General features: G+C 56.1%; 19 protein-coding genes. 15 read left to right on the top strand and 4 right to left on the bottom strand.

Annotation, left to right across the window (positions count from 1 at the left end):
- Positions 1–33 precede the first annotated feature (33 nt).
- On the bottom strand, positions 34–852 hold the full coding sequence (locus AC2FIT_RS11420) for a lytic transglycosylase domain-containing protein (protein ID WP_496829520.1): 819 nt from the start codon (positions 850–852) through the stop codon (positions 34–36).
- Positions 853–1,251: 399 nt separating this feature from the next.
- Between AC2FIT_RS11420 and AC2FIT_RS11415 the strand changes: the two genes are divergently transcribed.
- From AC2FIT_RS11415 to pdeM, 15 genes are all read left to right on the top strand, one after another.
- A complete protein-coding gene (locus AC2FIT_RS11415) occupies positions 1,252–1,467 on the top strand; it encodes a Flp family type IVb pilin (protein WP_496829518.1) in 216 nt (71 codons plus the stop codon).
- A gap of 106 nt (positions 1,468–1,573) precedes the next feature.
- Positions 1,574–1,789 carry a hypothetical protein gene (locus AC2FIT_RS11410; RefSeq protein ID WP_496829516.1) on the top strand — a complete coding sequence of 72 codons (216 nt, stop codon included), beginning with the start codon at positions 1,574–1,576 and terminating at the stop codon, positions 1,787–1,789.
- 154 nt (positions 1,790–1,943) lie between these two features.
- Complete coding sequence (gene cpaB / locus AC2FIT_RS11405; RefSeq protein ID WP_496829514.1) at positions 1,944–2,819, top strand: Flp pilus assembly protein CpaB; 876 nt, start codon at positions 1,944–1,946, stop codon at positions 2,817–2,819.
- A 191-nt stretch (positions 2,820–3,010) separates the two neighbouring features.
- The gene (locus AC2FIT_RS11400) at positions 3,011–4,417 is read left to right on the top strand and encodes a type II and III secretion system protein family protein (RefSeq protein WP_068337614.1); all 1,407 of its coding nucleotides are present in this window, start codon (positions 3,011–3,013) and stop codon (positions 4,415–4,417) included.
- Between the two features lie 16 nt (positions 4,418–4,433).
- Positions 4,434–5,063: an OmpA family protein gene (locus tag AC2FIT_RS11395; protein ID WP_496829512.1), complete on the top strand. Its 630-nt coding sequence runs from the start codon at positions 4,434–4,436 to the stop codon at positions 5,061–5,063.
- A 195-nt stretch (positions 5,064–5,258) separates the two neighbouring features.
- Positions 5,259–6,491, top strand: a complete 1,233-nt coding sequence (locus AC2FIT_RS11390) for a CpaE/TadZ family protein (protein WP_496829510.1) — start codon at positions 5,259–5,261, stop codon at positions 6,489–6,491.
- Between the two features lie 25 nt (positions 6,492–6,516).
- Positions 6,517–7,950 (top strand): TadA family conjugal transfer-associated ATPase, encoded by a 1,434-nt coding sequence (locus AC2FIT_RS11385; protein ID WP_496829507.1) that lies wholly within the window; start codon positions 6,517–6,519, stop codon positions 7,948–7,950.
- A gap of 11 nt (positions 7,951–7,961) precedes the next feature.
- A complete protein-coding gene (locus AC2FIT_RS11380; RefSeq protein WP_496829505.1) occupies positions 7,962–8,930 on the top strand; it encodes a type II secretion system F family protein in 969 nt (322 codons plus the stop codon).
- Between the two features lie 10 nt (positions 8,931–8,940).
- Positions 8,941–9,921, top strand: coding sequence for a type II secretion system F family protein (locus tag AC2FIT_RS11375; RefSeq protein ID WP_496829503.1), 981 nt, complete (start codon positions 8,941–8,943; stop codon positions 9,919–9,921).
- 64 nt (positions 9,922–9,985) lie between these two features.
- Positions 9,986–10,528, top strand: coding sequence for a tetratricopeptide repeat protein (locus AC2FIT_RS11370; RefSeq protein ID WP_496829501.1), 543 nt, complete (start codon positions 9,986–9,988; stop codon positions 10,526–10,528).
- Positions 10,529–10,539: 11 nt separating this feature from the next.
- Positions 10,540–11,391, top strand: coding sequence for a tetratricopeptide repeat protein (locus tag AC2FIT_RS11365; RefSeq protein WP_496829499.1), 852 nt, complete (start codon positions 10,540–10,542; stop codon positions 11,389–11,391).
- A gap of 3 nt (positions 11,392–11,394) precedes the next feature.
- Positions 11,395–11,940: a prepilin peptidase gene (locus tag AC2FIT_RS11360; protein ID WP_496829497.1), complete on the top strand. Its 546-nt coding sequence runs from the start codon at positions 11,395–11,397 to the stop codon at positions 11,938–11,940.
- A gap of 116 nt (positions 11,941–12,056) precedes the next feature.
- Entirely contained in the window at positions 12,057–13,364 is a 1,308-nt protein-coding gene (locus tag AC2FIT_RS11355; protein WP_496829495.1) for a DUF8689 domain-containing protein, read from the top strand.
- Positions 13,365–13,404: 40 nt separating this feature from the next.
- The gene (locus AC2FIT_RS11350; RefSeq protein WP_496829493.1) at positions 13,405–15,816 is read left to right on the top strand and encodes a ligase-associated DNA damage response DEXH box helicase; all 2,412 of its coding nucleotides are present in this window, start codon (positions 13,405–13,407) and stop codon (positions 15,814–15,816) included.
- A gap of 41 nt (positions 15,817–15,857) precedes the next feature.
- Entirely contained in the window at positions 15,858–16,520 is a 663-nt protein-coding gene (pdeM, locus tag AC2FIT_RS11345) for a ligase-associated DNA damage response endonuclease PdeM (protein WP_496829491.1), read from the top strand.
- A 6-nt stretch (positions 16,521–16,526) separates the two neighbouring features.
- On the opposite strand, the gene AC2FIT_RS11340 is transcribed toward pdeM, so the two are convergent.
- The 3 genes from AC2FIT_RS11340 to AC2FIT_RS11330 all read right to left on the bottom strand — a co-directional run bounded on the left by AC2FIT_RS11340 (position 16,527) and on the right by AC2FIT_RS11330 (position 18,728).
- Entirely contained in the window at positions 16,527–17,273 is a 747-nt protein-coding gene (locus AC2FIT_RS11340) for a LytTR family DNA-binding domain-containing protein (protein WP_496829489.1), read from the bottom strand.
- Positions 17,274–17,478: 205 nt separating this feature from the next.
- The gene (gene folD / locus AC2FIT_RS11335; RefSeq protein WP_496829487.1) at positions 17,479–18,369 is read right to left on the bottom strand and encodes a bifunctional methylenetetrahydrofolate dehydrogenase/methenyltetrahydrofolate cyclohydrolase FolD; all 891 of its coding nucleotides are present in this window, start codon (positions 18,367–18,369) and stop codon (positions 17,479–17,481) included.
- A gap of 53 nt (positions 18,370–18,422) precedes the next feature.
- A complete protein-coding gene (locus AC2FIT_RS11330) occupies positions 18,423–18,728 on the bottom strand; it encodes a chorismate mutase (protein ID WP_496829485.1) in 306 nt (101 codons plus the stop codon).
- Positions 18,729–18,779: the final 51 nt, after the last annotated feature.

Below are 18,779 nucleotides of genomic sequence, written 5' to 3'. Positions count from 1 at the left end.
TGAAGAAGGCCCGCTGTTTTTTAGCGGGTCTTTTCAGTTTGTGGTCTGGAAAACGCAGCCGTCCGAAATCAGCTCGGGCGGGGTTGAACACAAGGCTTTGGCGATCTGAAAAGCCGCCAGCACTTTGGGCACATAGTCTCGTGTCTCGGCATAAGGCGGCACGCCGCTATGCTTGCGCACTGCGCCCTCCCCGGCATTGTATCCCGCCAGCACGAGGATCGGGTCATTTCCGAACTCGCCCATCAGCCAGTTGAGGTACTTTACCCCGCCCGAGATATTCTGCGCGGGCTGGAAACTGTCGCGCACGCCAAAACGTTTGGCCGTCGCTGGCATCAACTGCATCAAGCCTTGCGCACCTGCGTGGCTTACAGCATCCGCCCGACCTGCCGACTCCACGGCGATCACCGCCAGAACCAGGGCAGGCGAAACGTTCGTCCCCACGGTCGAGCGTAGAATCTCGACCCCCTGCTGTTGCGCGATGTTCTGAAGGGTCTGTAGCCGCGGTGAGGCCACGTTCGTGGCCGCCAGGGCATTTATGGCCGCATTCAACCTCCACGCACCTGCCTCGGCCATTGCGGGAGAGATTTTGTCCCAAAAGGCCTTGTAAGACCCCACCGGTTTGGCCCCTGTTCCTGCGTCGGGCGCAGATGGGGGAACGACCTTGGTCCGCGCAATGATTTCGGGAATGACGATCTCTGTTCCCGTGCTGGGCGCGAAGGGGGCTGCAGCGTGTTCCTCGGGTGAAATCTGGATGGTGATCCTGGGCGTCGTTCCCGGCTTGGGCGCCTTCACTCTCTTGTAAACGCCTCTGGGCTCAATCTCGTTTGCGACGACAGGCAGAGGTCCTGTCATCGTAAACGCCAAAATGCCGGCGCAGCTTATCGCGTCCCGGAGTTTCATTTGCCTGCCTCGTGCTTTTCTTTTTCGCCATTTCAAGCGCGAATCCCGTTGTAAAGCCAGAGAAACACGCCGAATTGGGGCAATTTCGCCTCATTTGGCGCAATTTTACATCGGCAACAGAGGATGGCCCCAACACTTTCGAATTTTTATTTGTTTATTTTCATCAGGTTATGGAAATTCCTACCAAAAAGTTAATCCTGAAAGGAAAAAAACGGTGTTTGGCCCAATTCCTGCCATGCCTGACAGGCAAACATAATGCCATACCGAGTGGGTCGGGAGCGGACTGAGAGAGAAAGCTCTGTAAAGACGCCGAGGTTTATTAGACTTTTGATCCTTTAGGAGGGACGTAACATGATCAAGTTCATCAAGAACTTCCGCAAAGACGAAGACGGCGCCGTAACAGTTGACTGGGTCGTTCTGACCGCAGCTATCGTTGGCTTGGCCGCAGTTGCTTACAACGCAATCGGAACCGGCACGGGGCAATTGTCGCAGTCCGTCGGCGCCGAAATCACTGCAGTCAAAACAACTACCGATAGTCAGACAATCGACACTGATTTCAGCCAATAATCGGCTAAAAGGCTAAATTAGCCGTAGCCGCGAGAATCTATGGTGGGGTCATGCTTTTCCAGGCTTGACCCCATTTTTTTAAAAGTAATTCAATAGTGGTAAACTTATGCTGAACAGATTGATAAGTTTCTCAAAGCACGAAGATGGGGCAGTTTCAGTTGACTGGGTAGTGCTGACCGCTGCGATGGTTGGATTCGGCACCTTCATCGGGCTTTACATAGGTGACCCGGTAAGAGAGTTGGGTGACGCGAATGGCGCCGCAGTTTCAGCTGTAGAAGTCCAACAGATTGATTTCGACTTTTCCGGCACCACCGATCCTTGACTGGGCATCGTTGCTGAACCGTTGCAGCGTTACAATCACGAAATTAATCAAGATTGTCCCCCTTTTCGACACAATTTACGATTACGAAGACTTAAGCTTCATCGTAGTGTTGCGATGAACTGACCAGAATTGAGAGTAATACGAGGGGACGTAAATGCGTGCAGTATTTGGACTTGTCCTGATTATCGGGGTGGCTTTGGCCGGGGGCGCCGTCTACTTGGCGCGCGATTACATCGCTCAGCATCAGGCTCAACTCGCCGCCGAACGCAAGGCCGCGCAAGAGGCGCTGGAAAACGCTGCTTTGGCCGGCACTACCGGCGTTATTGTATCCAACCGGACTATGAAATACGGCGAACGCCTTTCAGAAGAAGACGTGCGCATTGTGAATTGGCCTGACGAGGCAATCCCCGAAGGCAGCTTCGTGGACATGGCGGTATTGTTCCCTGAAAACGCCAACGGAGACCGATTCGTCCTGAGAACCATGGAAAAGGACGAAGCTCTGATGGAGGTGAAAGTCACCAAACCCGGAGAGTCGGCGGGTCTGACCTCGCAACTTGAAAAAGGTATGCGCGCTTTCGCCATCAGTGTCGATGTCGCATCCGGTGTGTCCGGCTTTCTTCGCCCCGGTGACAATATTGATGTCTACTGGACCGGAACCGTCAGCAGCAGCTATGAGGGCGGCGGCACTGAAATCACGCGTCTGATTCAAACCAATATCGAACTGATCGCAGTCGACCAGACCGCTGGATCAGATCTGACCGGCGCAACGATCGCCCGTACCGTTACAGTGGCTGCAACCCCGGAACAAATCGCGGCCCTTGCACAGGCGCAGAATACCGGTCGGCTATCGCTGGCCTTGGTTGGCGTGCAGGATGACACGGTGTCTGGTGCAGTTGAGGTGGACCAACGTAAACTTCTGAATATCCAAGAGGCTGCCCCTGCTCCGGTCGAGGCGGAGGAGAGAAAATGCTTCACCAATATTCGACGCGGCGCAGAGATCGTACAAACTCCGATTCCCTGCACAAACTGACGTTAAATCAGAGATTTACGGATGCAAGCCGCGCCAGATGCGCGGCTTGTGTCATTTTGCATGTTGCGGAATACCCACATAAGGAAAATTCCAGAAACCCTTGATTATTGCAATAAATTCGGAATTCGCGCAGTGTTGTCACACATAGGGCATTAGACCCAAAACGAGGCGTGATCGGAGAGGCAGGTCACATGAAAATACGTTCCTGGATCAGCGCAACCCTTTTTGGGTTGGCGCTTATAGTTGGTCCGGTCGGTCACACGGCCTGGGCTGAAACTTTACGCGTGGTTAAGAATGGCACGGCTGAAACGCTGGACGTGCCGATGAACCGCGCAATCGTAGTAGAAAGCGAAACACCGTTTGCGGAACTCAGCATCGCCAACGCAGGCATTGCTGATATTTCGTCGCTTTCGGATCGGACAATCTATGTTTTGGGTAAGGCCCCCGGCCTGACCACGTTGACCTTATTTGACGGTGCGGGAAACCTGCTGGCGAATGTCCGGGTCCGCGTCTCTCCGGATGTATCGGAATTTAAAGAACGGTTGCGGCAAATCCTGCCTGGTGAGCCGATCGAAGTTCGGACTGCCAATGATGGCATCGTGCTGTCTGGCACGATTTCGAGCAGTGCAAAACTGGCCCGCGCGCTTGAACTGGCCGAACGTTACGCGCCCGAGCGTGTTTCGAACCTGATGTCGGTTGGGGGCGTTCAGCAGGTCATGCTGAAAGTGCGCTTTGCCGAGATGAACCGTTCGGTAGCCAAAAGCCTGACCGCATCGCTGGGCTTCGGCGGCAGCGACGTGACTGGCGGATTTAACACGCTGAACAACCAAGGCGCGTTAACCAATGCCCTGAACAACAACATTCCTTTTGTGCAAACAAACACTGGCGCGGTTCTGTTCGGCTTTGGATCCGGATCAACGCAAGTGCGTTTGTTGCTGGAGGCGCTTGAGGCCAAGGGGCTTGCGCGCAGCTTGGCAGAGCCCAACCTGTCGGCATTGTCAGGGCAGGAAGCAACCTTCCTGGCAGGGGGTGAAGTACCCATCCCGGTTCCGCAGGACGACGGCGTTATTGCCATTGAGTACAAAACGTTTGGTGTCGAAATCGACTTTATTCCGCGTGTTGTGGACGGCGACTTGATCAACCTTGAACTGGCGGCAGCCGTTTCGGCAATCGACAACAGCTCGAACTTCACCATCCAGGGCGATACCGTGCCCAGCTTTGTGACCCGTCAAACCAGTACAACCATTGAGCTGCGCGACGGTGAAAGCTTTGCGATTGCTGGCCTGATTCAAGATGATTTCAGCGATCTGAACAGCCAGGTGCCGTGGCTCGGTGACGTCCCGGTGCTGGGTGCCCTGTTCCGCAGTGCAGAATATCAGCGTCAGCAGAGCGAGCTCGTGATCATCATCACTGCGCACCTTGTTTCGCCGACGCGTGGCGAGGCGCTGGCATTGCCCACCGATCGGGTCAAACCGCCAAGCGAATTTGATCTGTTCGTGAATGGCAGGGTCGGTCGTACAACGCGTCCGGGTTCTGGCGCAGCCTCAGAAGTGGCCAAACAGGACTTTGGCAGTTCTTACGGCTACGTTCTGGATTGATAGGAGGATAGGACCAATGCAGAAGTGGATCATCACACTGGGTCTTTCGGTCGCTGTCGCCGCATGTACGCGTGAGGCCGGGTACGAAGTGGACCAAGGCGCTTTCGGAAACGCAACGCTGAACAACGTTCAGGTCATGAACGGCGAATTGAGCTATGCCCAGATTCTGGGTCAAAGGTTCGCGGCCGAGGTTCCATCGCAGATCAACTTTGCCTTCGACAGCGCTCAGCTGGATGCGACGGCTCAGCGGATTTTGTTGCGGCAGGCCGCATGGATCAAGCAGTTCCCCGAAGCACGGTTCCGCGTTTACGGCCACACGGATGCCGTTGGCTCGACAGCTTACAACAAAGCTTTGGGCCAGCGACGGGCCAATGCTGCGGTTGCCTTCCTGACTCAGCAGGGTATCTCGCGGTCGCGCCTTGAGGCTGTTGTTTCCTTCGGCAAAGCACGTCCGTTGATTGACACGCCGAACCGCGACCGGCGCAACCGCCGTACCGTGACCGAAGTGTCCGGCTTTGTAGATGGCAACCCGCTGGTTCTCGACGGCAAATATGCCGCGATTGTGTACCGTGAGTATGTGGAAAGCGCGACATACCAGACGCAGCTGCGTACCCAGACCGCAGTTGGTACTACATCTGAACAATAATCCAGAATTGGGCGACATCGTCGCCCAATTCCCTACAATTGGTTCTTTTGCGCCCAATTCTTGCCCAAGTTCCAAGCCACATTTTCTACAATTAGATGACTTGTGGCCTGAAAAGGCCGCAACGGGGCAAAGGCGAACCAGACAGAATCTGCGGGTTCACTGGCTTGGTCTGCTCTCGCAACAAGGAATATGTTAATGACGAGCGCATCGCCACAAGATGACAAGAACGCCATTCTGGCTTGCACAATAAGCCGTGATGTCCAGAATTTCGACCTTCTGATCGAGGATATGGAGGTCGCGCTGGGAGAGCGATGGGGCGACCTGGGCTTTGCCGAAGCCCTTGCGTTTTTCAGTCAGCCCGACGCCGATTCCCTGGAGTTTGTCGCCTTGGCGATCGATGGCGAAGACGAAGACAACCTGTCCCTGATGGGCGAAATCATCACCCGCGCCAAGGAAAAAGGCATCAAGATCGTCCTGATCGCCGAGGATGTCACGCCCGCCGCTTTACACCAGTTGCTGCGCAAGGGGGCAGATGAGTTTGTCCCCTACCCTCTGCCCGAGGGCGAGTTGCAGGAAGCCATTGACCGAATGAACCGGCCTGATCCGGTCGCCGTTCAACCGGCAGCGGCACCGCTGACACAGGGCGCGTCCAAAGAGGGTGCTCTGTTTGTGGTACATGGGCTGGCCGGAGGGGTGGGTTCAACCACGATGGCGGTCAATCTGGCTTGGGAACTGGCCACGGTCTCGGACAAAGATGCGCCGTCCGTATGTCTGTTGGATCTGGATCTGCAATTCGGCACGATTTCGACCTATCTGGACCTGCCGCGGCGCGAAACGGTTTTTGAAATGCTGTCAGACACTTCGTCCATGGATGACGACGTATTCTCGCAAGCGCTCCAGACATACGAAGACAAGCTACAGGTTTTGACGGCGCCGTCGGACATCGTGCCGCTGGACCTGATTACCCCCGAAGATATCCAGCGTGTGATCGACATTGCACGCAAGAATTTTGACTATGTCATCGTGGATATGCCTTCGACCCTGGTTCTTTGGTCCGAAACGGTTCTTCAGGCCGCGCATGTGTACTTTGCCATGATCGAGTTGGACATGCGTTCGGCTCAGAACGCGCTGCGTCTGAAGCGCGCGCTTCAGGCCGAGGAACTACCGTTCAATAAATTGCGCTTTGCTTTGAACCGGGCCCCGAAATTCACCGATCTGAACGGCAAGGGCCGGGTTAAGCGGATGGGCGAAAGCCTGGGTATTTCCATCGACCTGCAACTGCCCGATGGCGGCAAGCCGGTTTTGCAAAGTGGTGACCACGGACAACCTTTGGCCAACGCGGCCGCCAAGAATCCGCTGCGCCGCGAAATCCAAAAACTTGCGAAGTCACTTCATAGTTTGGGCAGCAGCGACGCCGAGGCCGCGTAACCAGTATTAAAGGGAGAGAGCCGCCGTGTTTTCACGTTACAAGAAGCAGCCCGAAGCGCAGCCGGTTCAAACCCCGGCCGCAGCACCCGCACCTGCTGTTGAGACAAAGCCCACGACCACTGCCGTTGCCCGCAGGCCGGCACAGAAGAAACCGGCCGAACCCGTCGGTGCAGATCGTGATCGCAAGCGCAAAGAGCGTCTTGGCGAAATCAAGATCGAACTGCACCGCGAACTGCTGGAAAACCTGAATCTTGCAGCTCTTGAAAACGCGGGTGAGGCAGAGTTGCGCGCGGAAATCAGCGCAATCGTCAGCGAAATTCTTGAGGCTCGCAACATTGTTCTGAACCGCGAGGACCGCTCGCAGTTGAACAAGGAACTCTATGACGAGGTGACGGGTCTGGGCCCGCTTGAAACGTTACTGCAGGACGACACGGTCAACGATATTCTGGTCAACGGCCCTCAGCAGATCTTTGTAGAACGCAACGGCAAGCTGGAAGTCAGCGACATCACTTTCAAGGATGAAAAGCACCTGATGCGGATCATCGACAAGATCGTGTCCGCTGTGGGGCGGCGGGTCGATGAATCCAACCCTTATGTCGACGCCCGTCTGGCTGACGGTTCGCGTTTTAACGCGATGGTGCCGCCTATTGCGGTGGATGGGTCTCTGGTCTCGATTCGTAAGTTCAAGAAGGACAAGCTGGGTATTGATGACCTGGTGAATTTTGGTGCGTTTACCGAAGAAATGGCCGCCTATCTACAAGCCGCCGTGTCGACGCGCCTGAACATCATCGTTTCCGGTGGTACAGGTTCGGGTAAAACGACCACACTGAACGCCCTGTCGAGCTTTATTGACGACGCCGAGCGTATCCTGACCATCGAGGACACGGCGGAACTGCAGCTGCAACAGACCCATGTGGGACGCATGGAAAGCCGTCCGCCCAACGTGGAAGGCAAAGGCGAAGTCAGCCCGCGCGACTGTCTGAAAAACGCACTGCGTATGCGCCCCGACCGTATCATCGTGGGTGAGACACGTGGCGCCGAGGTGATTGACATGCTGCAGGCCATGAACACGGGCCACGATGGTTCGATGACCACCATTCACGCCAACTCGGCACGGGACGGTATTTCACGTCTTGAGAACATGATCGCAATGGCCGGGATCGAAATGCCGATCAAGGCGGTTCGCAGTCAGATTTCAAGCGCTGTGAACCTGATTGTTCAGGCCAGTCGCCTGCAAGACGGTTCGCGCCGCATGACCTCGATCACCGAGATTACGGGCATGGAAGGCGACGTGATCTCAATGCAGGAAATCTTTAAATTCCAACGCGTTGGACTGACACCTGACAACAAGATCATTGGGCACTTCACCGCCACCGGCGTGCGCAGCCACTTTTCCGAGCGCTTCCGTCTGTGGGGTTTTGATCTGCCCGCTTCGGTCTATGAACCAACGACTATGTAGGAGATCTGACAATGCAACTGCCTGTTGAGGCGCTCATTTATGTCGTGATCTTCGTCGCGGTTTTCGCGTTGGTCGAAGGTATCTATCTGGTGGCGTTCGGCAAATCCATAAGCCTGAACAGCCGCGTGAACCGACGTCTGGATATGCTCGAAAAAGGCGTCGGACGAGAGCAGGTCCTGGAACAGCTGCGCAAAGAAATGCAGCAGCATATGAAGACGCAGAGCATCCCGCTTTATTCGCTGCTTGCTGACAAGGCGCAAAAGGCGGCGATCGCCTTCACCCCCCGGCAATTGATCTTGGTCATGGTCCTACTGTCAGGCTTTGCCTTTGTGGGGCTGAGCATCGGCACAGCAACCGAGATGCTTCTACGGGTGGCGCTGTCCGTCTTTATCGGCGTCGGCGGCGTCTACGTATGGGTCAATCGCAAAGCCAACAAGCGCATGAGCATGATGGAAGAGCAACTGCCCGATGCGGTTGAGCTGATGGTTCGGTCCCTGCGCGTGGGTAACCCGTTTGTATCGTCCATTCAGATTGTCGCGAACGAGGTCCAGGATCCGCTGGGTACGGAATTTGGCGTAATAGCAGATGAATGCGCCTATGGCCGTGACGTGGGCGAGGCATTGAAGGATCTGGCCGAACGCCTGGATATGCAGGATCTCCGGTTTTTGGCCGTTGCTGTCGGTATTCAGCAGCAATCGGGCGGTAACCTGGCCGAAATTCTGGCCGGTCTGGCCAAAGTAATCCGAGCCCGCTTCCGTCTGTTCCGCAGGGTTAAGGCAATCACGGCCGAAGCGCAGTGGTCCGGCAAGTTTCTGTCCGGTTTCCCGCTATTCTGTCTGGTGTTCATTCTGGTGACGGACCCGGGCTACTATGACGACGTGATCGATCACCCGTATTTCATCCCGGCCTGTTTCTTTGTTGGCATCATGCTGACAGTGAACCTGATCGTGATGCGCGTTCTTACAAACATCAAGGTCTGAGGGGATTACGATGGAAATTCTGGGCCCATTCAACGACCTGATCAAACAGTATCTTGGTGAATTCGGACCGCTTATCCTGGTTGGAGTTTTGGGGCTGATCATGATCTTGATCGCCCTCACACTGATCATGAAGCAACCGGAAGACCCGCTGAAAAAGCTTCAAAGATCGACCGCAGCGCCAAAGCAGGACAAGAAAACCAAGAAAGACAAGCTGCGCACCGCCAGCCGCAACGAGCAGCTTGAAAAGTTCGCCACATTCCTTGAACCGCAGAACGAGGATGAACTATCGGCGATGCAGCTCAAGCTGCGGCAAGCCGGGTATCACTCGAAAGATGCGGTCCGGTTTTTCCATTTTGCACAGTTCGCGCTGGGTATCACTGGTATTCTGTTTGGCGTTTTGTTGGTGACTGTTCTGTCGGGCGGACAGGAATTCACGGCGCAACAAATGGCGATCCGTGTTCTGGTTCCTGCCGCTGCGGGGTATTTTCTGCCTCGCTACTGGATCACGCGACGCGTTGATGAGCGTAAAGAAGCAATCACGTCAGGCTTCCCAGATACGCTGGACCTGATGCTGGTCTGTGTCGAGGCCGGTCAATCGCTGGATCAGGCCATCGTGCGCGTTGCGGGCGAAATGAAGGCGTCATACCCAGATATTGCACAAGAATTCGAAGTCGTGGCCTACGAACTTAAGGCCGGTAAAGACAAAGACACCGTTCTGCGCGATTTCGGAACCCGCTGCGGTGTGCAGGATGTCAGCTCATTTGTGACGGTGATGATCCAGTCGGCCACTTTCGGCACCTCGATCGCCGAAGCGCTTAGGGTATACGCGGGCGAAATGCGCGACAAACGCGTCATGCGCGCCGAAGAAGCCGCGAACAAGTTGCCAACCAAGATGACGCTTGCCACAATGATCCTAACGGTGCCGCCCTTGCTTGTCATTCTGGTCGGGCCGTCGGCGAAAGGGATCGCTGATTTTGCAGCGGGTAATTGATAACCCATTACTGTCAGGCTTCAGGCGCATTCAACCGTGGATACGCCGTCCTTTAAAGGCCGCCATGGTGATCGCCATGGTGGCCTCTTGCACAGAAACGGGGCTGCCCGATGATCTGAACGCCCCAGGGATCGACCCGAAAGGTGAAAGCGTAGATGAGATCACCGTCGGAAATCGGCTAATGGCATCCGGTGAGTACGAACTGGCGTTGGATGCATTTACACGCGCCGCGCTGGGCCAGGGGATGACGACGCAGATATTGACATCTATGGGGACGGCCAATCTGGGCCTCAGGCGTCTGGGGCAGGCCGAAACCCTGCTGCGCCGGGCCGTAAAAGATGACCCCGAATGGCCCGTTGCCTGGAACAATCTGGGTGTTTTACTGATGGAAAAGGGTGAATACCCCGAGGCTGCACAGGTCTTTAAACGCGCCTATGCGTTGGACAATGGCGAAAGTGACGCAATCCGCGACAATTTACGCTTGGCACTCGTAAAAATGGAAAATCCTGTTAATAATATCGCAGAACAACAAGAATTTACGCTGGAGCAGCAAGGCGACGGGCAATTTAAGCTGCGCAGGCTCCCGCAAAATGGGCAAGAGCAGTAAGGGACGCAAAAATGCGCCAACAATTCTTGATAGCACCGATGCTGGTGTGCGGGCTGGTTTTGTCTGCCTGCGAAAAAGAAACCGAGGAAGAAAAAGTCGAACGCACCTACCAGGAGGTCAACGTCATTGACGAGACCAACCTGAGCGAGGTGTTGCTGACAGCCGCCGATCCGAATGAAGCGGTTGCTTATTTCCAAGGTGCCGCTTCAAAAAATCCGGACCGGATCGACTTGCAACGCGGGTTGGCAATCTCGTTAACCCGCGCGAAACGTACAACCGAAGCCGCCTCTGCCTGGAAAAAGGTAACGACGATGAAGGGGGCCGGGAATGTCGACAAGGTTGAATATGCCGATGCGCTGGTGCGTTCGGGCAATTGGAGCCAGGCCAAAACGGTGCTGGATTCCGTCCCCCCCACATACGAAACCTTTAAACGCTACAGGCTTGAAGCCCTGGTCGCCGACTCCAGAGAAGATTGGAAGCGTGCAGATCACTTCTATGAAACCGCGGTCGGCCTGACCACGCGTCCTGGTGGTGTCATGAACAACTGGGGATATTCCAAGCTGACCCGCGGACAATACGCCGAAGCCGAGCGTCTGTTTACCGACGCAATTCGGCAGGACAAGTCTTTGTTCACCGCCAAGAACAACCTCGTGCTGGCTCGGACCGCGCAAGGTAATTACAGCTTGCCGGTCGTCCCAATGACGCAAGTAGAACGCGCCATGCTGTTGAACACAATGGGTATTTCCGCGGTCAAGCAAGGGGACGTGGCGACAGCCAAAAACTTGTTCCGAGAGGCCATTTCCACCCATCCACAGCACTATGATGAGGCTGTCCGCTCGCTCCGCGCGCTTGAGGGTACCTGATTTATGAGCATTCCTGCGGCTGCATCTCTGTTGTTCCTGCCGTTTGTACTGCCAATTTGCTTGTATGTGGCGTTCACGGATATGCGGTATATGCTTATCAAGAATCATGCGGTGGCTGCATTGGCCGTTGTATTCGTCGTTATCGGCCTGTTCGTTTTGCCCCCGTGGGCGACCGAATGGATGACGTTAAACGTAGGATCGTTTTCTGTCGCCCTTCCCCCATATGTTTGGCACTTGCTGCATATCGTTTTTGTCTTGATACTTGGTATCCTGCTAAATTCGGCTGGCGTCATGGGCGCAGGCGATGCCAAGTTCCTGGCCGCCGCCTCGCCTTTTATCTGGGTTGGGGACTTAAATCTGATCCTGTTCATTCTGGCGACGACCACAGTTGCAGCATTTGCTGCACACCGGCTAGCCATGCACACACCATTACGAAAAATGGCACCTGATTGGGAAAGCTGGAACAGAACCAAGCACTTTCCGATGGGTCTTGCCTTGGGTGGCAGTCTGGCCATTTACCTGATCCTTGGTACTGTCAACGGTTCGTAAACTATCATTAACCCGCCTTTTCACTGCCTTGGTCCTGACACAAAGCCGGGCGAAATTTTTGCAAGCAGCCCATTGTGGGAATTTTTGCGTGATTAGTAGATAGACGAGCAACGCTCATGAATATGCAGACAACCGCGGTTATGGCCCCCCCTGCCCCCAAGGGCCTGGGCGAAATGAGGCTCCCGATAGTCATGATGCGCGACATCATGTTGAAAACGATCTTCCGAAAGAACGCTGATACCGTGTCCGAAATCGCTTCGGCGATCTGTTTGCCGGGGGCCGTCACGCAAGAATTGATCGACATGGCCCGCGAGCAAAAACTGATCGAGGCCACAGGAACGTTGAACGCCAACAGTGGCAACGAAATGGGGTATCAACTGACCGACGCCGGTAAGGCCCGTGCCTTGGACGCGCTGAGCCAGTCCGAGTATTTTGGTGCCATGCCAGTGCCGCTAGATGTCTACCGCGAACAGGTTGAACGGCAGTCGATCCGCAACATACAGGTCACGCGCGATCAGTTGACGGGCGCGATGGGCCATCTGGTTCTGCCTGACAGCTTGCTGGACCAGCTTGGCCCGGCAGTCAGTGCCGGCCGCTCTGTTCTGATGTACGGCCCCCCGGGCAACGGGAAGTCGTCGATTTCCAACGGGATCAGGGACGCCTTGGGCGATAACGTCTACGTCCCTTATGCCATTGAATATGCCGGTCAGGTGATCACGGTTTATGACCCTATCGTTCATACGGCAATTGAACAGGAAGCCGACGACCCCAACAGCCTGCGCCGCCGCAAACGGTTCGACTCACGCTATGTTCAGTGTGAACGCCCGACTGTTGTGACCGGTGGTGAATTGTCGCTCAGCATGCTGGACCTGGTCTACAATCCCACCGCGCGGACCTATCAGGCGCCGCTACAGCTCAAGTCCACCGGCGGCATTTTCATCGTGGACGACCTTGGGCGTCAGCAAGAACCGCCTCAGGCGCTGATCAACCGCTGGATTGTTCCGCTGGAAGAGAACAAGGATATTCTTGGCCTGCAATCAGGTGAAAAGTTCGAGGTGCCCTTTGACACTCTGGTTATCTTCTCGACCAACTTCCACCCGAACGAGATCTTTGACCAAGCGGCCCTGCGCCGGATTTTCTTCAAGATCAAGATCGACGGCCCGAATCAGGAAAACTTCCTGAAAATCTTTGCGATGGTCGCCCGCAAGCGCGGTATGCCGCTGGACGAGGCCGCTCTGGTACATCTGCTTAAGGTCAAATACCCAACCATCAACAACGTCTACGCGAATTATCAGCCGATCTTCCTGATCGACCAGATGATCTCGATCTGCGAATTTGAGGGCATTCCCTATCAGATGAGTCCCGACCTGATCGACCGCGCGTGGTCCAACATGTTCGTTAAAGACGAGGCGATCGTTAAATAACGCCGTGCCAATTCCGTAAAGGGTTGGGTAATCTGCGCGTATGACGCAGATTCCCGCCCGGATCACTGATTGGTTTGCCACCAAGGGCTGGTCCATCCACCCCCATCAGCAGGATATGTTTGACCGGGCCTCGGACCCGGCGACGTTACTGATTGCGCCCACCGGGGGCGGCAAGACAATGGCCGGTTTCCTGCCAACTCTGGCTGATTTGGCTCAACACGAACACGCAGGTCTGCACACGATCTACGTTTCCCCGCTCAAGGCATTGGCAGCCGATATTCGCCGCAACCTGCGCGGGCCAGCGGATGAGATCGGCCTGCCTATTCGGATCGAAGACCGTACCGGCGACACCTCGGCCACGCAAAAGAAACGGCAGCGGGTGGACCCGCCGCACATTCTGCTGACCACGCCGGAAAGCCTTGCACTGTTGACCTCGTATGAAGACGCACACCGAATGTTTGCGGGTGTCCAGCGTGTGATTGTAGATGAAATTCATGCCTTGGCGGAAAGTAAGCGCGGGGATCAGTTGATGCTGGCCTTGGCCCGGCTGCAATCCTTGTGTCCCGGTCTGCGCCGGGTCGGATTATCAGCCACGGTCGAGAACCCTGACGCCATCGCGCGGTTTCTGGCTCGCCACCCTGACCCGTGTCAGATCGTACAAGCTGACCCCGGTCCTGACCCCGACATACAGATGCTGGAAACCGCCGAGATGCCCCCATGGTCGGGCGGAGGTGCGGCTTATTCGATTCCGGCGGTGCTAGAGCAGATCAATCACCACAAGACCACGCTGATCTTCCACAACACCCGCGCACAGGCCGAGATTTTTTTTCACAACCTGTGGCTTGCCAATGACGACGGCCTGCCCATCGGTATCCACCACGGCAGTCTGGACCGGCAACAGCGCGAAAAGGTCGAGGCCGCCATGGTACGCGGTGATCTGCGCGCGATCGTCTGCACCGGCAGTCTGGATCTCGGCATTGATTGGGGCGATGTCGATCTGGTGATCCAGATCGGCGCGCCCAAGAACGTCAAACGGTTGGTGCAACGGATCGGACGCGCCAACCACCGCTATAACGCACCTTCCAAGGCCTTGCTTGTGCCTGCAAATCGGTTTGAGGTGGTGGAGTGCATTGCCGCGCTCGAAGCCGCCAAGGCGCATGAACTGGATGGCGAACCGCGCGGCTCTGGCCCCCGTGACGTATTGTGCCAACATATCCTCATCGCTGCTGCGGCGGGGCCGTTCAACGCAGACAAGCTGTTTGGCGAAATGACCACTGCCGGACCCTATGCAGCGCTAAGCCGCGCTGAATTCGATGCCTGTCTGGAATTCTGCGCCACCGGAGGTTACGCCCTGCGTGCCTATGACCGCTGGCAACGGCTACAGCAGCGCCCGGACGGGCTGTGGCAGCTACGCGACCCCCGTGCGGCGCAACGCATCCGCATGAACCTTGGCACCATTCAGGATACCGATACGCTGAAAGTGCGCCTGAAACGCAATCGCGGTGGAAAACCGCTGGGCGAGGTCGAAGAGGCCTTCGCCGCATCGCTCACCCCCGGAGATACCTTTCTGATCGGCGGGCAGATCGTGCGATTCGAAGGCCTGCGCGAAATGGTGGTCGAGGTTACGCGGCGCGCCGACAAGAAGCCCAAGGTCGCCACCTTCATGGGCACCAAATTTGCCACCTCCACGCAGTTGAGCGACCGTATCCTGAGGATGTTCGCCCAACCCAATTGGCCGCAGCTTCCCAAGCATACTGCCGAATGGCTTTCCCTTCAGCGGGATATGTCCCGCCTGCCCCAACGCGACCGGCTTTTGATTGAAAGTTTCCCCAATGACGGCCGCGAGCATTTGTGTGTTTATGGCTTCGCCGGACGGAACGCGCAGCAAACGCTGGGCCTGCTACTGACCAAGCGAATGGAAGAGACCGGGTTTGCGCCGCTTGGGTTCGTAGCCACCGACTATGCAACGCTGATCTGGGGGTTGGATGCGGTAACCGATCCTCGCCCCTTGTTCCAGATGGACGCTCTGCGAGACGGGCTTGAAAACTGGCTGGCCGGAAATGCCGTGATGAAGCGCACCTTTCGCGCCTCGGCCACGATCGCCGGTTTGATCGAGCGGAACACGGGCGGGCAACGCAAAAGCGGGCGTCAGGCAACGTTTTCCTCGGATATTCTCTATGACACCTTGCAGAAATACGACCCAAACCATCTTCTGATGCAGATCACCCGAGAAGAGGCCATGCGTGGATTGGTGGATTTTGGCCGGATTGAGACGATGATGGCACGTATCGGAGACCGCATTGACCTGCTGCGCCTCAAACACGTGTCGCCTCTGGCTGCGCCGTTGTTTCTTGAAGCTGGCAAGGTTCCCGTCAAAGGCGCGGCCGAGGAACGCCTTTTGGCCGAAGAAAGCGCACGTCTTTTGCAGGCGGCTGGGCTGGAACCCGGCTGATACCACTTGCGTCCATCGGCGAAACAGGCAAAGAACGGATCATGAACGAAGTGACGTTTTCCTTTGTTGGGCAAAACCTCAGCGCATTGGGGTCCGGTGCCTTATGGTGGCCAGATCAAAGCCTGCTCTGCGTGTCCGATCTGCATTTGGGCAAGTCCGAGCGTATCGCACGCCGGGGTGGACCAACTCTGCCGCCATATGACAGCAGGGAAACACTGACCCGGCTGGCTGCCGATATCACCCGAACCAATCCCGGCACCGTCATTTGCCTTGGCGACAGTTTCGATGACCTGGATGCTTCGACCGCATTGGACTCGGCCGAGAAGCGGGACATCACGGCCTTGCAAGCCGGTCGCCGCTGGATTTGGATCGAAGGCAACCACGACCCCGGCCCTATTGATCTGGGCGGTGCGCATCTTGTGGAATATGAAGTCGGCCCCCTGACCTTTCGACATATCGCGCATCCTGGGGCGCTGGCCGAGGTCTCGGGCCACTATCACCCCAAGGCGCAGCTGAGAGCGCGGGGGCGTTCTATCACCCGGCCAGCTTTTCTGATAGATCAGTCGCGGCTGATCCTGCCAGCCTATGGCACTTATACCGGCGGTTTACACAGCTCAGATCACGCTTTGAGCACACTGATGAAAAATCCGGCGATGGCCATCCTGACGGGTCCGCAGCCTCGGATCATTCCGATGCCACGATAACGGCGGCTACAGAAGACCATCCTGTTCAAGCTGAGGTTTATACTTTCGGCTGACAGGCACCAAGTCATTGTTTTTCAAACGCAGAAACGTTTTTCCGCCCCTCTTTTCCACCCGGTCAATAGCGGTGTCCGTCACCCAGTGGGATCGATGGGTGCAGTGCCCCGACACGGGCTCCATCTCGGCAATGGCATCACTGAAACGGGATCGAATCGTGAATGTTCCTTCTGTCGTTACCACATCTACAAAGTGATCCCGAACCGTCAGCCGAAAAATCTGCCCACCGAAGGACCCTGGCAATCGCTTTGCCAGTCGCGGCGAAACGGCGGCGGTCTCAGGTCGTGCTGCAGATGGTTGATCATAACCGCGGATCAGAACCAACCCGGTTGCAAGCAACGCACCGTATGGTGCCACCGAAAGCATGTCCGGGGCGGGCTGTCCGCCATAGGAAAAAAGCAGATAGGACAAAAACCACATCGACGGCACAAACAATCCAAGGATCAACGCAACCAAGGCAACGTCACGCCATGAAAAATACGCGCCTGTGAAATAGGTCTTGGTCACGTATTTCGATCCCGAGATGACCGCCAATGCCAACCCGATAACCCCAAACCAAAAGATCAGCCGTTCAGAAAACGGCAAGTAGAGCATCGGAAAAGGTTGGAACGTGTATGCCAGCAAAGGGGGAAACACGAGAGCCGCAACCACTCTGCGCACTTTAAGCTCGGCCAGAAATCGGCTTGGCACGACTGTCACACTCACTCAAAATTTGCCGCCGACTGAAGCCAGCCTGCATCTCCGTCGGTGCATGAATCAATTTGTAACAGACTGGAATTGTGTCTTTATCATCGAAAACACAGACATTCAAATCCGGTTCAATAAGCTCCGGCGATCTTTAAATACCAATGGGTCAAAGGGCGGATTGCCCTTTGACCCATACAAGTTTTAGAAACGAAAATTGTTAGGCGGTCAGGCCTTCCGGTTCGGTCAGGCCGTTGGCGCGACAACACGCGGTCAGCGTATTGGCCAGAAGGCAGGCGATCGTCATCGGGCCAACTCCACCGGGAACCGGGGTAATTGCACCTGCACGTTCCGCTGCACTGGTGTAATCCACGTCGCCGACCAGCTTGTTCTTACCGTTGCGCTCAATCCTGTTGATGCCGACGTCGATGACCGTCGCACCCTCTTTGATCCAGTCGCCAGGCACCATCTCGGGGCGGCCAACGGCGGCTACAACAATATCTGCGCGGCGTACCACGTCCGGCAGATCCTTAGTCCGTGAATGAGCGATGGTCACGGTGCAGCTATCGCCCAGCAGCAGTTGCGCCATCGGCTTGCCTACGATGTTCGAGCGCCCGATCACGACCGCGTCCATACCCGAAAGCGAGCCGTGATAATCGCGCAGCATCATCAGGCACCCCAGCGGGGTGCAGGGCACCATCGACTTCTGACCGGTGCCCAACAAACCTACATTCGAGATGTGGAAACCGTCGACATCCTTGGCCGGGTCGATTGAGTTGATCACGAGGTCTTCGTTCAGGTGCTTAGGCAGTGGTAGCTGAACCAAGATACCGTGCACGTCCGGGTCAGTGTTCAGCTTGGCAATCAGAGCCAGCAGGTCTTCTTCGGTGGTCTCGGCATCCAGCTTGTGTTCGTACGAGTTCATGCCGACCTCAACAGTCTGCTTGCCTTTGGACCGTACATAGACTTGGCTGGCCGGATCTTCGCCCACCAGAACTACGGCAAGCCCCGGTGTGATGCCGTTTTCCTCTTTCAGTTTGCCCACCTGATCAGCCACTTGGGCACGTACCTTGGCCGCAAAAGCCTTACCGTCGATTACCTGCGCTACCATCCTTTGATCCCTTCTTTCAAAAAACGGATCGGGCGCAATATGCGCCCGGTTTTTCATTCAGGGCCGAGCACACGTTCTTCGCGGGCAATCGACCAGTCAATCAAGATACGCCAGAGTTTCTCGGCAAGATCGGGGTCCATGCCCAGCTCATCGGAACTCATGCGCACGCGCTGCACCACGTCTTCGACACGATCCGGAATGCGGGCTGGTAGCCCCTCGCCGGGTTTCAGCTCGGACGCGCGATCAATGTAGCTTGCGCGCATAACCAACAATTCGATCAATTGGCGGTCCAGCTTGTCGATCTGAGGCCGCAATTCCTGCATCGAGCTGCAGTCTTGTGGCGGTATCAGAGTGGGCATTTCAATCTCCTCACGGCCCGGGGATATCCCCGGACCACGAGATGTATCATT

This window comes from Ruegeria sp. YTSA135 (genome assembly GCF_059610165.1).
The sequence above is the reverse complement of the archived record's forward strand: the minus strand, read 5'-3'. Positions and strand labels throughout refer to the sequence as shown.

What these genes read in the sequence shown, in the direction of transcription:
- AC2FIT_RS11400 (WP_068337614.1), top strand. Translation starts at nt 3,011, where the DNA reads ATGAAAATACGTTCCTGGATCAGCGCAACCCTTTTTGGGTTGGCGCTT.
- cpaB (WP_496829514.1), top strand. Translation starts at nt 1,944, where the DNA reads ATGCGTGCAGTATTTGGACTTGTCCTGATTATCGGGGTGGCTTTGGCC.
- AC2FIT_RS11330 (WP_496829485.1), bottom strand. Translation starts at nt 18,728, where the DNA reads ATGCCCACTCTGATACCGCCACAAGACTGCAGCTCGATGCAGGAATTG.
- AC2FIT_RS11390 (WP_496829510.1), top strand. Translation starts at nt 5,259, where the DNA reads ATGACGAGCGCATCGCCACAAGATGACAAGAACGCCATTCTGGCTTGC.
- AC2FIT_RS11370 (WP_496829501.1), top strand. Translation starts at nt 9,986, where the DNA reads ATGGTGATCGCCATGGTGGCCTCTTGCACAGAAACGGGGCTGCCCGAT.
- AC2FIT_RS11415 (WP_496829518.1), top strand. Translation starts at nt 1,252, where the DNA reads ATGATCAAGTTCATCAAGAACTTCCGCAAAGACGAAGACGGCGCCGTA.
- AC2FIT_RS11420 (WP_496829520.1), bottom strand. Translation starts at nt 852, where the DNA reads ATGACAGGACCTCTGCCTGTCGTCGCAAACGAGATTGAGCCCAGAGGC.
- folD (WP_496829487.1), bottom strand. Translation starts at nt 18,369, where the DNA reads ATGGTAGCGCAGGTAATCGACGGTAAGGCTTTTGCGGCCAAGGTACGT.
- AC2FIT_RS11380 (WP_496829505.1), top strand. Translation starts at nt 7,962, where the DNA reads ATGCAACTGCCTGTTGAGGCGCTCATTTATGTCGTGATCTTCGTCGCG.
- AC2FIT_RS11375 (WP_496829503.1), top strand. Translation starts at nt 8,941, where the DNA reads ATGGAAATTCTGGGCCCATTCAACGACCTGATCAAACAGTATCTTGGT.
- AC2FIT_RS11355 (WP_496829495.1), top strand. Translation starts at nt 12,057, where the DNA reads ATGAATATGCAGACAACCGCGGTTATGGCCCCCCCTGCCCCCAAGGGC.
- pdeM (WP_496829491.1), top strand. Translation starts at nt 15,858, where the DNA reads ATGAACGAAGTGACGTTTTCCTTTGTTGGGCAAAACCTCAGCGCATTG.
- AC2FIT_RS11410 (WP_496829516.1), top strand. Translation starts at nt 1,574, where the DNA reads ATGCTGAACAGATTGATAAGTTTCTCAAAGCACGAAGATGGGGCAGTT.
- AC2FIT_RS11395 (WP_496829512.1), top strand. Translation starts at nt 4,434, where the DNA reads ATGCAGAAGTGGATCATCACACTGGGTCTTTCGGTCGCTGTCGCCGCA.
- AC2FIT_RS11360 (WP_496829497.1), top strand. Translation starts at nt 11,395, where the DNA reads ATGAGCATTCCTGCGGCTGCATCTCTGTTGTTCCTGCCGTTTGTACTG.
- AC2FIT_RS11365 (WP_496829499.1), top strand. Translation starts at nt 10,540, where the DNA reads ATGCGCCAACAATTCTTGATAGCACCGATGCTGGTGTGCGGGCTGGTT.
- AC2FIT_RS11350 (WP_496829493.1), top strand. Translation starts at nt 13,405, where the DNA reads ATGACGCAGATTCCCGCCCGGATCACTGATTGGTTTGCCACCAAGGGC.